This window comes from Phaeobacter sp. CECT 5382 (assembly GCF_001457775.1).
In the GTDB taxonomy this organism is placed as follows: domain Bacteria; phylum Pseudomonadota; class Alphaproteobacteria; order Rhodobacterales; family Rhodobacteraceae; genus Pseudophaeobacter.
Window position 1 is genome coordinate 289491 of the sequence record NZ_CYSG01000003.1, and the last position, 13312, is coordinate 302802.

Here is a 13312-nt window from a genome sequence, read left to right on the forward strand (position 1 = left end):
AGTTTGTCACTTGGCAGATCAAGCAGGGGTCCAGAAGCGCGGAAGATCAGAGCTGCCTTGGCAGTCACTTCGCCCGCTGGAGTCGATCCGCCAGTTCCTGAACCCTGTCGCGCAGCTCAATCAGATCTGCAACCTCATCCCCTGAGGCGGCAAGTATGCAACGCGATATCTCGGCTGCCTCACTCTCCAGCGCGCGCCCCTTGTCGGTAAGGGTGACCACTACGCTGCGCTCGTCCTTGGGATTGCGCCTGCGCTGAAGCAGCTCTGCAGTCTCCATACGTTTCAGCAAAGGTGTCAAAGTGTTGGATTCCAGATTCAGATCAGCACCGAGGTCCGACACCTTTTGCCCGTCGCGCTGCCAAAGCGCCACCAACACAAGGTACTGTGGATAGGTCAACCCGTGCTGCGCCAGCAAGGGACGGTACAACCGCCCCATGGCATTGTTTGCGGAATAAAGCGCAAAGCACAGGAGTTCATCAAGGGTAAGGGCACGATCCAGCATAGCTTCTCGATATATCGCGCGCGATTAAGTCGCAAGACCTTGCGCTCAGTCTGTCATTTGACTAATTATATCGCGTGCGATTTATTCGCCAGCGATGTTCATAACTTTTGAGGCCAAACCGATGTCGATTTCTCCTGTCTATACTGCCCGTGGAACCGCAACCGGAGGCCGCAATGGCCGCGCTGTGGTCGAAGAATCCGGTCTTGATCTGGTTCTGGCCACACCACCTGCCATGGGCGGGGATGGCAAGGGCAGCAACCCCGAACAGCTTTTTGCCGCAGGCTATGCAGCTTGCTACATCGGTGCCATGCAGTTCGCGACCACCCAGGATACAAGCCTCGCCAAGGTGCCTGCGGATGTCTCGGTAGAGGCAAGTGTCGGTATTGGCCCGCGCGCTGAAGGCGGGTTTGGTCTGGCTGTGACCCTCACCGTTAAAATGCCCGGGGTAGAAAAAGACGAGGCCGAGCGCATTGCCGAGGCTGGTCACAAGATCTGCCCCTACTCCAATGCCGTGCGTGGCAATGTTGCGGTCACAACCGAAGTGGTCTGAAACCAAGCCCAGAATTGCAAGAGCGCGGAAGAAGCCTTCCGCGCTCTTGCAATTTGAACCATGACAGGTTGAGCGATCAGCTGCGCACCAGCGCCTCATAGGCTTCGGCGATGTCGCGGGTCATCTGGCCCACTTCGAATTTGTAGGGGCCGATTTCACCAACCGGCGTCACTTCGGCGGCAGTACCTGTGAGCCAGCACTGCTCAAACCCGTCCATTTCCTCGGGCAGGATATGGCGTTCATGTACGGTGATGCCCTTGTCCTTGAGCATTCCGATCACGGTCTGGCGAGTGATCCCGTTGAGGAAGCAATCCGGCAACGGCGTGTGCACTTCTCCGTCTTTGACAAAGAAAATATTGGCGCCGGTCGCCTCGGCGACATAGCCGCGATAGTCCATGAACAGAGCGTCCGAACAGCCCTTGGCCTCGGCCTTGTGCTTGGAGATGGTGCAGATCATATAAAGACCCGCCGCCTTGGCGTGGACCGGGATTGTTTCCGGGCTGGGCCGTTTGTATTCGGCGATATCCAGTTTCGCGCCCTGCATCTTGGCATCGCCATAATAGGCGCCCCAACCCCAGACGGCGACGGCCATGCGCACCGGATTTTTGGCAGAAGCCACGCCCATGTCTTCACCGGAACCACGCCAGACCAAAGCCCGCACATAGGCGTCCTGCAGACCCGAGGCCTTCAGAGTTTCTTCCTTGGCAGCTTCGATCTCATCCACCGAATAGGGCATCGGCATATCCAGCGCCTCGGCGGAGGCGATCAAACGCTCGGAGTGGGCCCGGCTTTTAAAGATTTTACCGTTATAGGCGCGCTCGCCCTCGAACACCGAAGAGGCGTAATGCATCGCGTGGGTCAGGACATGCACTTTGGCATCCCGCCATTCGATCATTTCCCCATCCATCCAGATCAAACCGTCACGGTCATCATAGCCAGCCATGCCGCAGCCTCCTCAAAGCAGGTCGATATTTCCATAAGTTGCGCCCTAAATGACCGGAGCGGACATATTATTGCGCCAAAGCTGCGATTCGATACATCTTCGCTCTTGGAATGTCAACATGGCTGACATAAACTGACCCAAAGGGTATTGAGGTAAGCATAGGGGAGAGCGCCATGGCAGAGGGTGGCTCAAACGGGCGGTCAACAGGCCGGTCCAGCCAAGGGTTTGGCGGCGAAAGCCTGCTGTTTCTGACCGATGAACAGCTGCGTCAGGGGATCGAGGCAATGTTCTTTGCCTATCGCGGCTTCACCGCTGATCCCGACCGCATTCTGGCCGAAATGTCCTATGGGCGCGCCCATCACCGCGCCATTCACTTCATCAATCGGGCCCCTGGCACGACGGTGAACAACCTGCTCACCATCCTGGGGGTGACCAAACAGTCGCTCAACCGGGTGCTGCGCACGCTGATCAGCGATGGGCTGGTGGAAAGCCGCGTCGGTGTTTCCGACAAGCGCGAACGACACCTGCATCTGACCGAAAATGGCAAGGCGCTGGAAGCAAAGCTCTCTGATGCCCAGCGCGCCCGCATGCGTGCCGCCTACAAGGATGCCGGACCCGAAGCGGTGCAAGGGTTTAAAAAGGTTCTCGAGGCTATGATGGATGCAGATATGCGCCGGGCCTATGTCACTTTGCGGGAAACAGGATCATGAGCACTTTTGACTCTCATCTGCTGATCATTGACGATGACGAGCGTATTCGCGGATTGCTGAAAAAATTCCTGATGCGGGCCGGGTTTCTGGTCTCGGCGGCGCGCGATGCCGCTCATGCGCGCCGGGTGTTGGCCGGGCTCGATTTTGATCTCATCATCTGCGATGTGATGATGCCGGGCGAAGACGGGATCTCGCTGACCCGATCCCTGCGCGAAACCATGACCACACCAATCCTGCTGCTCACTGCCAAGGGGGAAACCGACGACCGAATTGTCGGGCTCGAGGCTGGGGCAGATGACTATCTGCCAAAACCTTTTGAGCCCAAGGAGCTGCTGCTCAGGGTCAATGCCATTTTGCGTCGGGTGCCCGACACAACAGCGCAGGACAGCGCCCCCAAGGTACTGCATCTTGGCCAGATCCGCTATGATATTGAGCGCGGTGAGATGTGGCAGGGTGACGATCTGGTGCGCCTGACTGGCACTGAAAGCCAGCTGATGAAGATCTTTTCTGCCTGTCCGGGCGAACCCGTGAGCCGCAGCAAGCTGGTCGAAGATCTGGGGCGCGATCGTGGCCAGGCCCAGGAACGCGCTGTGGATGTCCAAATCACCCGGCTGCGGCGCAAGATCGAACCAAACCCCAAACAACCGCAATATCTGCAAACCGTCCGTGGTGCCGGCTACATGTTGGCGCCTGACTAATTCTGGCGCCCGCCTCAAAAGATTGATGCGGGTTGAGGTTTTAAGGACCATTTTTTCCGAAATAGTCTAGGCTGCCTCCAATCACCCCCGAGGAAAATGGGGCGTTTCAATTGGAGGGATAGACATGAACATTTTTAAACTCGCCATGACTACCGCCTGCCTGTTGCCACTCTCAGTTCAAGCTCAGGAGCTGCAGTATTGGGGCGAAGCTGGCGGTTGGGATGTTATGATCGATCCCTCGCTTGGGAATGGCTGCCTGATTCAGACCACCAATAATGACGGCTCTGTGGTACGGATCGGCTTTGATCGCAATCAGGGCAACGCCTATGTCACCGCCTTCAACACCGCCTGGGAGGGCATCGAGGAAGGCGAGACCTATCCAATTGCCTTTGATCTTGACGGTCAGGAATATGATGGCGAGGCGACCGGTATCTACCTCAATGATGTGCCCGGCGCCGATATCGCCTTTTCCAACTCTGACTTCCTGTTCGATCTGGCGCAAAAATACACCATGACGCTTTACAACGAACACGGCGAAGTCATGGCGATAGATCTGCAGGGTTCCTATGTTGGGTTTGAGGCCACTGTCGCCTGTCAGGAAGAAATGGGCTGAGCCCGCTCTAATGGAGCTCAAACTCTTGTGATCTCAGAGTTGCATCTTGTGGCTCGACACTGTTGGACAATAAGCTTTGATGCAGTGATGCCACCAGTTTGGCAGCTCAAAATCTTCCAATTCACGTCCCGGGACATGCTGAATGACAACTGCCCTGATAACCCATGCCGACTGCCTGACCCATGAAACCCCTGAAGGTCACCCGGAACAGGTGGCCCGACTGCAGCATATCCTGCACGCGCTCGAACCACTGGAGCTAAAGCGGGTCACAGCCCCCATGGCCGCAGAAGATGACATCCTGCGCGTTCACCCCATCGATCATCTGCGCGCGCTGCGTTCGGCCCGCCCGCAGGAAGGCTATGCGCAGATTGATGGTGACACCTTCCTGTCGCCTGGATCCTTAGATGCCGCTTTCCGCGCCGCAGGTGCGGCAGTACGGGCTGTCGACATGGTGCTGAGCGGTGAAGTTCAGAACGCCTTTGCCGCCATTCGCCCGCCGGGTCATCACGCTGAGCGCGAGACGGCAATGGGGTTCTGCTTCTTTGGCAATGCAGCTCTTGCGGCCAAACATGCCCTGGATCACCACGGGCTGAAACGGGTCGCTGTGGTGGATTTTGATGTCCACCACGGCAACGGAACCCAGGATCTGCTGTGGGACGACGCCCGCGCCCTGTTTATCTCCAGCCAGCAAATGCCGCTCTGGCCCGGCTCGGGCCGGGCGGACGAAGACGGAGCACACGGACAGATCCTCAATATGCCGCTGCCACCGGAATCGGGTGGCGAACAGATGCGTGCCGCCTATGAAACACTGGCTTTCCCCCGCCTGCGCGCTTTCAAGCCCGAGCTGATCATCATCTCGGCCGGCTTTGACGCGCATCACGACGACCCGCTCGCCAGCCTCAACTGGAGTACGGCAGATTTTGCCTGGCTGACATCAGCGCTGTGTTCAATCGCCGATGAGATGTGTCAGGGCCGTATCGTCTCGACTTTGGAAGGCGGATATGATCTGAACGCGCTTGCGCAGGCCACGCGCGCGCATGTGGAAGAATTGATAAAGGCAGCGACATGACTGACACCCCCGCCCCCTCCGTAGAAGAGATGAGCTTTGAGCAGGCGATGCGCGAACTGGAAACCGTGGTTGGCCAGCTAGAGCGCGGTGATGTGGCCTTGGACGCCTCAATTGCGCTGTATGAACGCGGCGCCGCCCTGAAAAAACGCTGCGAAGATGAGCTGAAACGCGCCGAAGAAAAGGTCGCGGCCATCACGCTGGACGCCAGCGGCACCCCAACGGGCACCCAACCGCTGGACGCAGGCTGACCCCTCATGACCGCGAAATTCACAGCCGCACTGACCTCAGCGCAGCACAAAATCACCAGCCATGCCGAAACCCGCTTGGCAGGTCACGACTCTCTGCATGTAGCGATGCGCTACGCTATTGTCGGCGGTAAAATGTTGCGTGGTTTTTTGGTGCTGGAAAGCGCCCGCCTGCACGGTGTCAGCAAAGACGCTGCTCTGGAAGCGGCGCTGGCGATCGAATGTGTTCATGCCTACTCACTTGTGCATGACGATCTGCCCTGCATGGATGACGATGATCTGCGCCGTGGTCAGCCCACCCTGCACCGCAAATGGGACGAGGCCATGGCCGTGCTCGCAGGCGACAGCCTGCAGACCTTTGGCTTTGAACTGCTAGCCAACCCCGATATGGGGCCCAATGCGCTAATGCTGATCCAAGGGCTGGCGAAATCGGCAGGCAAAGATGGCATGGTATCCGGCCAAATGCTGGATATCGCAGCTGAAACCGCTGCCACCCCACTGACGCTGGATGAAATCACCCGGCTACAAGCCCGCAAGACCGGCTGCCTGATCGAATGGTCCGCCACAGCCGGCGCGGTGCTGGCCGGGGCTGATCCCGCCCCCCTGCGGCAATACGCAACCGCCCTTGGCCTTGCCTTTCAGATCGCTGACGACATCTTGGATATCGAAGGGGATGCCGAAAAGGTCGGAAAAGCCGTGCGCAAGGATGTGGATGCAGGCAAGGCCACCTTTGTTTCCTTGCTGGGTCTGCAGGCCGCCAAGCAACGTGCGCATGACCTTTGCGATGCAGCCTGTGCTGCTCTGGCTCCCTACGGCGCACGGGCGGAAAGCTTGAAGGAAGCCGCGCGCTTCGTTATTGCCCGCGAGAGCTAAACCGCTTTTGCGCCCTACCCGGCCCGGGGGATCCGAACGCCCCCAGGCAACCGTCCAAGGAGAAGCCATGTCAGATCGGCCTCATACCCCGCTGCTAGACCAGATCTCGCGCCCCGCGGACATGAAAGGGCTGTCTGATGCCCAACTGGTCCAGCTGGCGCATGAGCTGCGGCAAGAGACCATATCGGCGGTGTCCGAAACCGGCGGCCATCTGGGCGCAGGTCTGGGTGTGGTGGAACTGACCGTGGCCCTGCATGCGGTATTTGACACCCCGCGTGACAAACTGATCTGGGATGTGTCGCACCAAAGCTACCCCCACAAGATCCTAACCGAGCGCCGTGACCGGATCCGCACCCTGCGCACTAAGGGCGGTCTTTCCGGTTTCACCAAACGCTCCGAAAGCCCCTATGACCCCTTTGGCGCGGCCCATAGCTCCACCTCAATTTCGGCGGCCCTTGGCTTTTCCGTCGCCCGTGATCTGGGCGGCGTAGTCCCCGAAGGTCTGGGGGATGCGATTGCGGTGATCGGGGATGGCTCAATGTCGGCGGGCATGGCCTTTGAGGCGATGAACAACGCAGGCCATCTCGACAAGCGCATGTTCGTGATCCTCAACGACAACGAGATGTCGATTGCGCCACCCGTTGGCGCGCTGTCCTCCTATCTGTCGCGACTCTATGCCGAAGAGCCCTTTCAGGAACTGAAGGCCGTCGCCAAGGGGGCAGCCTCGCTGCTGCCGGAACCCTTCCGCGAAGGCGCGAAACGCGCCAAGGACATGATCAAGGGCATGGCCGTGGGCGGCACCCTGTTCGAAAGCCTGGGGTTTTCCTATATCGGGCCTATCGATGGGCATGATCTCGACCAGCTGCTACCGGTGCTGCGCACCGTCAAGGCCCGCGCCAGAGGGCCGATTCTGATCCACGTACTGACCAAAAAGGGCAAGGGCTACGCCCCCGCCGAGGCCGCACGTGACAAGGGTCACGCCACCGCAAAATTCGACGTGGTGACCGGAAAGCAGCAAAAAGCCCCCTCCAATGCGCCCTCCTATACCGGCGTCTTTGGGGACGAACTGGTCAAACTGGCCGCCAAGGACGACAAAATCTGCGCTGTCACTGCCGCCATGCCGGACGGAACCGGCCTCGCCCTGATGGCAGAACGCTACCCTTCGCGCTGTTTTGATGTGGGCATAGCCGAACAGCACGGGGTCACCTTTGCCGCCGCATTGGCTGCGGGCGGGATGAAGCCATTCTGCGCGATGTATTCGACATTCCTGCAGCGCGGCTATGATCAGGTGGTGCATGACGTCGCCATCCAGCGCCTGCCTGTGCGCTTTGCCATCGACCGCGCTGGTCTGGTCGGTGCCGATGGCGCGACGCATGCCGGATCATTCGACATCGGCTTTATGTCCAACCTGCCCGGCATGGTGGTAATGGCCGCCGCAGACGAGGCAGAGCTGGCCCATATGGTGACCACTGCTGCCGCCTACGATGACGGCCCAATCGCCTTTCGCTACCCCCGGGGTGAGGGCGAGGGCGTCGACATGCCCGAAACTCCGGAGGTTCTGGAAATCGGCAAAGGTCGGATCATTCAGGACGGTAAGCGTGTGGCGCTCCTGTCCTTTGGTACTCGTCTGGGCGAAGTCCGCAAGGCAGCGGAGGCACTGGCCGCCAAGGGTATCACACCCACCATCGCAGACGCTCGTTTCGCCAAACCGCTGGACCGCGAGCTGATCTTGCAACTGGTGGCCGACCACGAGGCGCTGATCACGATTGAGGAAGGTGCCGTGGGCGGCTTTGGCTCCCATGTGGCACAGCTTTTGTCGGATGAGGGCGTGTTTGATCGTGGCTTCAAATTCCGCTCAATGGTGCTGCCGGATACCTTCATCGACCAGGCCAGCCCTGCCGACATGTACGAGGTCGCCGCCATGAATGCCCCACAAATCGAAGCCAAAGTGCTGGAGGTTCTGGGGGTTGCACGGATCGGCGAGAAGCGGGCCTGATAATTCTCATTCAGCCCAGGGCAGTTTGGGCCTGCTGATAAAATACATAGACACGGTACCAGACGCAGACAAAGCCGACTTAGAATACCTTTTCAAGACAGCCCACACGTCTTGTTCAGAATTCGATACAGCCATGCTGACCGTTTTTGGTTCAATTTGAAAACCGGCTCTGCGATTTCATCCTCGCCCAACTGCATGACAGGAATTTCATCGCGCCGTGCTACGAAGACAATTAGCAGAGCTGCCCGATCAGAAATGAAGGCAAAGACCGACGGGGCCGTCGCTATGCCGATTTGAACATTGTATCCTAGGCTGTCCCAAATCTGCTCCATCTGGCCTGGGAAACGTTATTAAAGCTTTTTACGGATGCGCCCCAACAGTCTGAAATTCAAGAACACAAAGATAAGATCCAGCATTTAGCCCTGTCCGCTACAGCGCCGGAGGTTCCGCCGGCGGAACAAATCTCTCCATGTCCTCGGCCTTTAGCACTGCCCGCAACCCTTCACGATAGCTCGGGTAGAGCAGCTCTACACCCAACTCATCCTTGATACGATTGTTTCGGACGCGTTTGTTTTCACCGTAAAAACTACGCGCCATTGGGGTCATGCCTGCCTCATCAAAGGGCACCTCAGCCGGCACCGGCAGCCCTAGCAACTCAGCTGCATAGCCCAGCACGTCCTGAGGCGGGGCCGGATCATCGTCACACAGGTTGTAGATCGCCCTTGGGCTGGGTGTCTTTATCGAGGCCAGCAACGTTTGCGCAATATCATCCACATGAATGCGCGAAAACACCTGCCCCGGCTTGACAATACGCCGTGCCCGCCCTGCCATCAGCTTGGCAAAAGGGCCGCGCTCGGGGCCATAGATACCGGCCAGGCGAAAAATGTGCAGCGGCAGACCCGGTACCTGCTGCCACTGCGATTCGGCCATAGCGCGCCAATGGCCGCGTTCACTGGTTGGGGCAACGGTTGCGGTTTCATCCACCCATCCACCCTGCCGGTCACCATAGACCGCCGTAGTGGACAAATAGCCAACCCATTCGAGATCAGGCGCCGCTGCGATCTCTGCCGACAGGGCAGCCAGCACAGGATCCCCAGCTACATTTGGACCAATCGAGCTGAGGATATGGGTCACGCCCTTTAGCGGCAGTGGATTCCCTGGCCAAGTGATGATCTCAACTTCGGCTAAAGGTCTGTCTTCACGTGCGTCTCGCGTGGTTCCGATCACCCGCCAGCCCTGCGCCAGAAGCTGCTGCGCAAGCACCCGTGCGGTATAGCCAAATCCCAGACATAAAAGCGTTTTCTGCATCCCTTTTAAATGGGACGAAGCCCCGTGCGGCGCAAGCCTTGATTCGAATCTGGCGACGTTCTTTGATGGACAGATGGATAGCAAAGCACCTGACCTCGCCGCCGCTTACGATCTTGCCTCTTTATCAGGCACAAAGCGACTCTATGCCGAATGGGCAAAAACCTATGATCGCGGGTTTGCCGCTGAGGAAAAATACCTTCTGCCGCAGCGAACCGCGCAGGCCTTTGTTACGGTCGGCGGCAAGGGGCCGGTTCTGGACGCCGGGGCCGGTACCGGTCTATGCGCCGAAGAACTTATCCGGCTTGGCATCTGCGAGATCGATGCCACCGATATCAGTCCGGAGATGCTGGCACGAGCCCGGCAGAAAAACCTGTACCGCAGCACCATCGAGGCCGATCTTCTCGCTGGTATCCCGGTGCGGGATGGCAGCTATCGCGGCGTGATCTCTTCCGGCACTTTTACCCATGGCCACATCGGACCAGAAGCACTGGAAAATCTGCTACGTGCGGGTGCAAGTCGCGCGCAGTTTGCCTTGTCGATCAATGCAAAATTCTACCACAAGGCCGGGTTTGCAGAGGCCTTTGATCGAATGCTTGCACAGGGACAGATCACAGACCTGGCCCTGCCAAAGGTAGCTATCTACGGATCCGGCGCGACAGGCGAACATCAACACGATACCGCCCTGATCGCGCTGTTTAAAAAATCCTGAGGCCCCTATCGCTGTTGGGACCGCGTGTTCGGCCCTAGATAGGGTGCCGCGCAGAATGCCTGTGCACCGGCTGGTCCGTAAGGTGGTTCCTTAGCAGCTTTCCCCTGCGCCGCGCTTTGCGCGGCGCCAGGCCCAACTGTGTCGGATCCTCCCGCAGGGAGGTTCCAGAGCAGGCGGGAGCTCCCGCCCCTTTAGCTTGCATCACAGATGCAACCAAAAGCCTTGGGCCAGGCATCGCGCCGCCTTGGGCGACGCGATGCGTCAGCGCCCTTTCCAGACCGGATCGCGTTTTTCGGCAAAAGCGCGTGCGCCTTCAAGCTGGTCGTCGCTGGAATACAGCACATCCACAGAGCGCAACTGACGCTGGGTGATGTGGTTCATCGCATCCTGGAATTTGCTATCCTCTGCATCGCGCACCACCTCCTTAATCGCCGCGTAGACCAGCGGTGGCCCCGAGGCGAGCAGGCGCGCCAGCTCCCAGGCGCGGTCCATCAGCTGATCAGCTGGCACGATCTCGTTCACCAGCCCCCAGCGGTTGGCCTCGACCGCATCGAACCAACGCCCAGTCAACAGGAGCTCCATGGCGATGTGATAGGGGATGCGTTTGGGCAGTTTGATTGACGCCGCATCGGCCACGGTGCCTGAACGGATTTCCGGCAAAGCAAATGTTGCGTGATCCGCCGCCAGGATCATATCGGCAGAAATCGCCAATTCCAGCCCGCCACCGCAGGCGATACCGTTCACCGCAGCAATCACCGGCTTGTTCATGTCGCGCAGCTCTTGCAACCCACCAAAGCCGCCAACCCCATAGTCCCCGTCTACGGCATCACCATCAGCCGCCGCCTTGAGATCCCAGCCCGGGCAAAAGAATTTGTCGCCACCGCCCGTCAGGATTGCCACGCGCAGGTCTGGATCATCGCGAAAATCGCGAAACACCTCGCCCATGATCCGGCTGGTCGCCAGATCAATCGCATTGGCCTTGGGGCGGTCCAGTGTCACCTCGAGGATGGCACCCTCGCGCCGGGTTTTGACGGGTCCGTTTTCCGTATCGATACCGTTCATCTCATAAAATCCTTTCTCTGCATCAGGGCATCCGCTGCCACCGCATCATCTGGCGTACACAGGAGCGGGTTGATTTCAATTTCTTCCAGACCCTCGGCCTCGGCAATAACATAGTCCTGCACTGCTTTTACCGCTCGCAGGATTGCAGCCCTGTCAGCGCTAGGCTGGCCGCGATATCCGCTCAGCAGCGATGCCACCTTTAGGGTATCAAGTGCTGCCGAGAGTGCCGCATCACTGGCTGGCACCAGAACCGACGCGCTGTCGGCAAGAATTTCCGTCAGCGTTCCCCCTGCCGCCAGTGTCAAAACGAATCCATGGGCGGGATCCTTCACGACACCAATCAGCAGTTCAGCCACGCCACCAGTGACCATTTCTTCGACCAGAAACCGGCTGGCTGGCATCATGTTTGCCGCATCGCTGACGGCACCGCCAGATTGCAGGTTCAGCACCACAGCGCCGGCTTCGGTCTTATGGGCAACACCTTCGCCCTTGAGCACAACAGGATAACCAATGTCGGCGGCGGCGGCCCGCGCCGCGCCGGGCGTTTTTGCCTGAATGGATTTTGGCACCCGCAGCCCATAGTCAGACAGGCGCAGCTTGGCCTCTGCCTCTGGGATCATGCTGGGCGACACCACCGGGCTGGGCAACAACAATGGCTCAGCCAGATCCGGCAGCGGCTGGCTTGCCGCCGCACAGGCAGCCAGTGCTTCGCTGAGACCGCAGAAGGGCACAACGCCTGCTGCCATCAGCTGTTCTGCCACCGCTTCCGGCAACAGCTCTGGCAGGGTGGCGACCATAGCCACATTTGCCCCGGTGGCATTGCGCGACCCGATAGCTGCACCAATGGCACAGTCCCAGTCACTGGCAGAACACCGATCTGCACGCGGAAAATCCACGATCAGCAACGTCATCGCCAGATCAGGATCCATCATGGCCGAAAAAGCGCGGGTCATCGCGTCGGTATCGCGCCAGATATAGGTGTGGTAGTCCAGTGGATTTGCCAGGGCAACCATTGGCCCCAGTGCCGCCCGCAGAGCCGTTTTCTGTGTGTCATTCAATGCAGGAAAGACCACCGGCAGGTCATGGCCTGTATCCGCCGCAAGACTAGCCTCGCCCCCAGAACAGCTGATCGACGCGATGCGGTTTGACGGCAAGCGCCCCGTCACATGCAGCAGCTTCAGAGTCTCCAGAAATGCTGGCAGATCATTCAGACGCGGGATGCCAAGCCGTGCAAGCAAAGCCTCAGCTCCCGCGTCACCACCCGCAAGCGAGGCGGTATGAGAAATCGTTGCTGCCTGCGCTTCGGCGGATTTACCGACCTTGAGCGCAACAATGGATTTGCCCAGAGCACGCGCCCTGGCTGCCAGTGCCTCAAAAGCACGCAGATCGCCAAAGCCTTCGATATGCAGACCTAGGGCCGTGACGCGATCATCGTCCAGCAAGGCTTCGCCAATGGCAGCAATACCAGACTGCGCCTGATTGCCTGCCGCCACCACATAGGCGATGGGCAGGCCACGGGTCTGCATGGTCAGATTGATAGCGATGTTGGAGCTTTGGGTGACCAGGGCCACGCCCTTTTCCACCCGCTTGCCACCATGCTGATCCGGCCACAACAGGGCACCATCCAGATAGTTGATAAAGCCGTAGCAATTGGGCCCCAAGAAAGGCATATCGCCTGCGGCCTCCAGTAACTGCGCCTGAAGATCAGCGCCTTCGGCATCTTCTGCCTGGGCCTCAAGGAAGCCAGAGGCAAAGCAAACAGCGCCGCCTGCATCGCGTGCAGACAGAGCGCGCACCACTTCGATGGTGGCAAAACGATTGACGCCAACAAATGTCGCATCGGGGGCGTCCGGCAGACTTGCGACATCCTTGTAAACCTGTAGGCCTGCGAGTTCTTCAGCCTTTGGGTGGACCGGCCAGATCTGCCCGTCAAATCCCATCTTCTGGCATTGTTCAATCACCAGACGACACCAATCCCCACCGCCGACAACGGCAATGGTTTTGGGTCTAAACAGCCTGTTTAGAGACTTCATT

14 protein-coding genes are annotated in these 13312 nt (G+C 59.0%); 9 read left to right on the forward strand and 5 right to left on the reverse strand.

The genetic code is table 11. From position 1 onward, the window contains the following. Window positions 1-64: 64 nt before the first annotated feature. A complete protein-coding gene (locus PH5382_RS05090) occupies window positions 65-502 on the reverse strand; it encodes a MarR family winged helix-turn-helix transcriptional regulator (protein ID WP_058333264.1) in 438 nt (145 codons plus the stop codon). 121 nt (window positions 503-623) lie between these two features. Between PH5382_RS05090 and PH5382_RS05095 the strand changes: the two genes are divergently transcribed. Then, window positions 624-1052 (forward strand): organic hydroperoxide resistance protein, encoded by a 429-nt coding sequence (locus tag PH5382_RS05095; RefSeq protein WP_058333344.1) that lies wholly within the window; start codon window positions 624-626, stop codon window positions 1050-1052. 76 nt (window positions 1053-1128) lie between these two features. Here PH5382_RS05095 and PH5382_RS05100 read toward each other — a convergent pair whose 3' ends face one another. Continuing rightward, complete coding sequence (locus tag PH5382_RS05100; RefSeq protein ID WP_058333265.1) at window positions 1129-1995, reverse strand: branched-chain amino acid aminotransferase; 867 nt, start codon at window positions 1993-1995, stop codon at window positions 1129-1131. 173 nt (window positions 1996-2168) lie between these two features. Here PH5382_RS05100 and PH5382_RS05105 point away from each other — a divergent pair, with 173 nt between their 5' ends. The 7 genes from PH5382_RS05105 (at window position 2169) to dxs (ending at window position 8199) form a co-directional block, all read left to right on the forward strand. Next, window positions 2169-2705: a MarR family winged helix-turn-helix transcriptional regulator gene (locus PH5382_RS05105; protein ID WP_058333266.1), complete on the forward strand. Its 537-nt coding sequence runs from the start codon at window positions 2169-2171 to the stop codon at window positions 2703-2705. After that, window positions 2702-3403 carry a response regulator gene (locus PH5382_RS05110; protein ID WP_058333267.1) on the forward strand — a complete coding sequence of 234 codons (702 nt, stop codon included), beginning with the start codon at window positions 2702-2704 and terminating at the stop codon, window positions 3401-3403. The genes PH5382_RS05105 and PH5382_RS05110 overlap by 4 nt, the downstream gene beginning before the upstream one ends. 124 nt (window positions 3404-3527) lie before the next feature. Continuing rightward, window positions 3528-4016: a hypothetical protein gene (locus tag PH5382_RS05115; protein WP_058333268.1), complete on the forward strand. Its 489-nt coding sequence runs from the start codon at window positions 3528-3530 to the stop codon at window positions 4014-4016. 142 nt (window positions 4017-4158) lie between these two features. Continuing rightward, window positions 4159-5085 (forward strand): histone deacetylase family protein, encoded by a 927-nt coding sequence (locus PH5382_RS05120; RefSeq protein ID WP_058333269.1) that lies wholly within the window; start codon window positions 4159-4161, stop codon window positions 5083-5085. Further along, complete coding sequence (locus tag PH5382_RS05125) at window positions 5082-5333, forward strand: exodeoxyribonuclease VII small subunit (RefSeq protein WP_058333270.1); 252 nt, start codon at window positions 5082-5084, stop codon at window positions 5331-5333. Before PH5382_RS05120 ends, PH5382_RS05125 begins: the two co-directional genes overlap by 4 nt. Window positions 5334-5339: 6 nt before the next feature. Next, window positions 5340-6203, forward strand: a complete 864-nt coding sequence (locus PH5382_RS05130; RefSeq protein WP_058333271.1) for a polyprenyl synthetase family protein — start codon at window positions 5340-5342, stop codon at window positions 6201-6203. 67 nt (window positions 6204-6270) lie between these two features. Then, window positions 6271-8199: a 1-deoxy-D-xylulose-5-phosphate synthase gene (gene dxs, locus PH5382_RS05135; RefSeq protein WP_058333272.1), complete on the forward strand. Its 1929-nt coding sequence runs from the start codon at window positions 6271-6273 to the stop codon at window positions 8197-8199. A gap of 429 nt (window positions 8200-8628) precedes the next feature. On the opposite strand, the gene PH5382_RS05145 is transcribed toward dxs, so the two are convergent. Further along, a complete protein-coding gene (locus PH5382_RS05145) occupies window positions 8629-9507 on the reverse strand; it encodes an SDR family oxidoreductase (protein ID WP_058333274.1) in 879 nt (292 codons plus the stop codon). A gap of 73 nt (window positions 9508-9580) precedes the next feature. On the opposite strand from PH5382_RS05145, the gene PH5382_RS05150 reads away from it, so the two are divergent. Beyond that, window positions 9581-10216 carry a class I SAM-dependent DNA methyltransferase gene (locus PH5382_RS05150; protein WP_058333275.1) on the forward strand — a complete coding sequence of 212 codons (636 nt, stop codon included), beginning with the start codon at window positions 9581-9583 and terminating at the stop codon, window positions 10214-10216. A gap of 261 nt (window positions 10217-10477) precedes the next feature. On the opposite strand, the gene PH5382_RS05155 is transcribed toward PH5382_RS05150, so the two are convergent. Both PH5382_RS05155 and PH5382_RS05160 read right to left on the reverse strand, forming a co-directional pair. After that, window positions 10478-11278 carry a carnitinyl-CoA dehydratase gene (locus PH5382_RS05155; protein WP_058333276.1) on the reverse strand — a complete coding sequence of 267 codons (801 nt, stop codon included), beginning with the start codon at window positions 11276-11278 and terminating at the stop codon, window positions 10478-10480. Beyond that, on the reverse strand, window positions 11275-13311 hold the full coding sequence (locus tag PH5382_RS05160; protein WP_058333277.1) for an acetate--CoA ligase family protein: 2037 nt from the start codon (window positions 13309-13311) through the stop codon (window positions 11275-11277). The genes PH5382_RS05155 and PH5382_RS05160 overlap by 4 nt, the downstream gene beginning before the upstream one ends. Window position 13312: the final 1 nt, after the last annotated feature.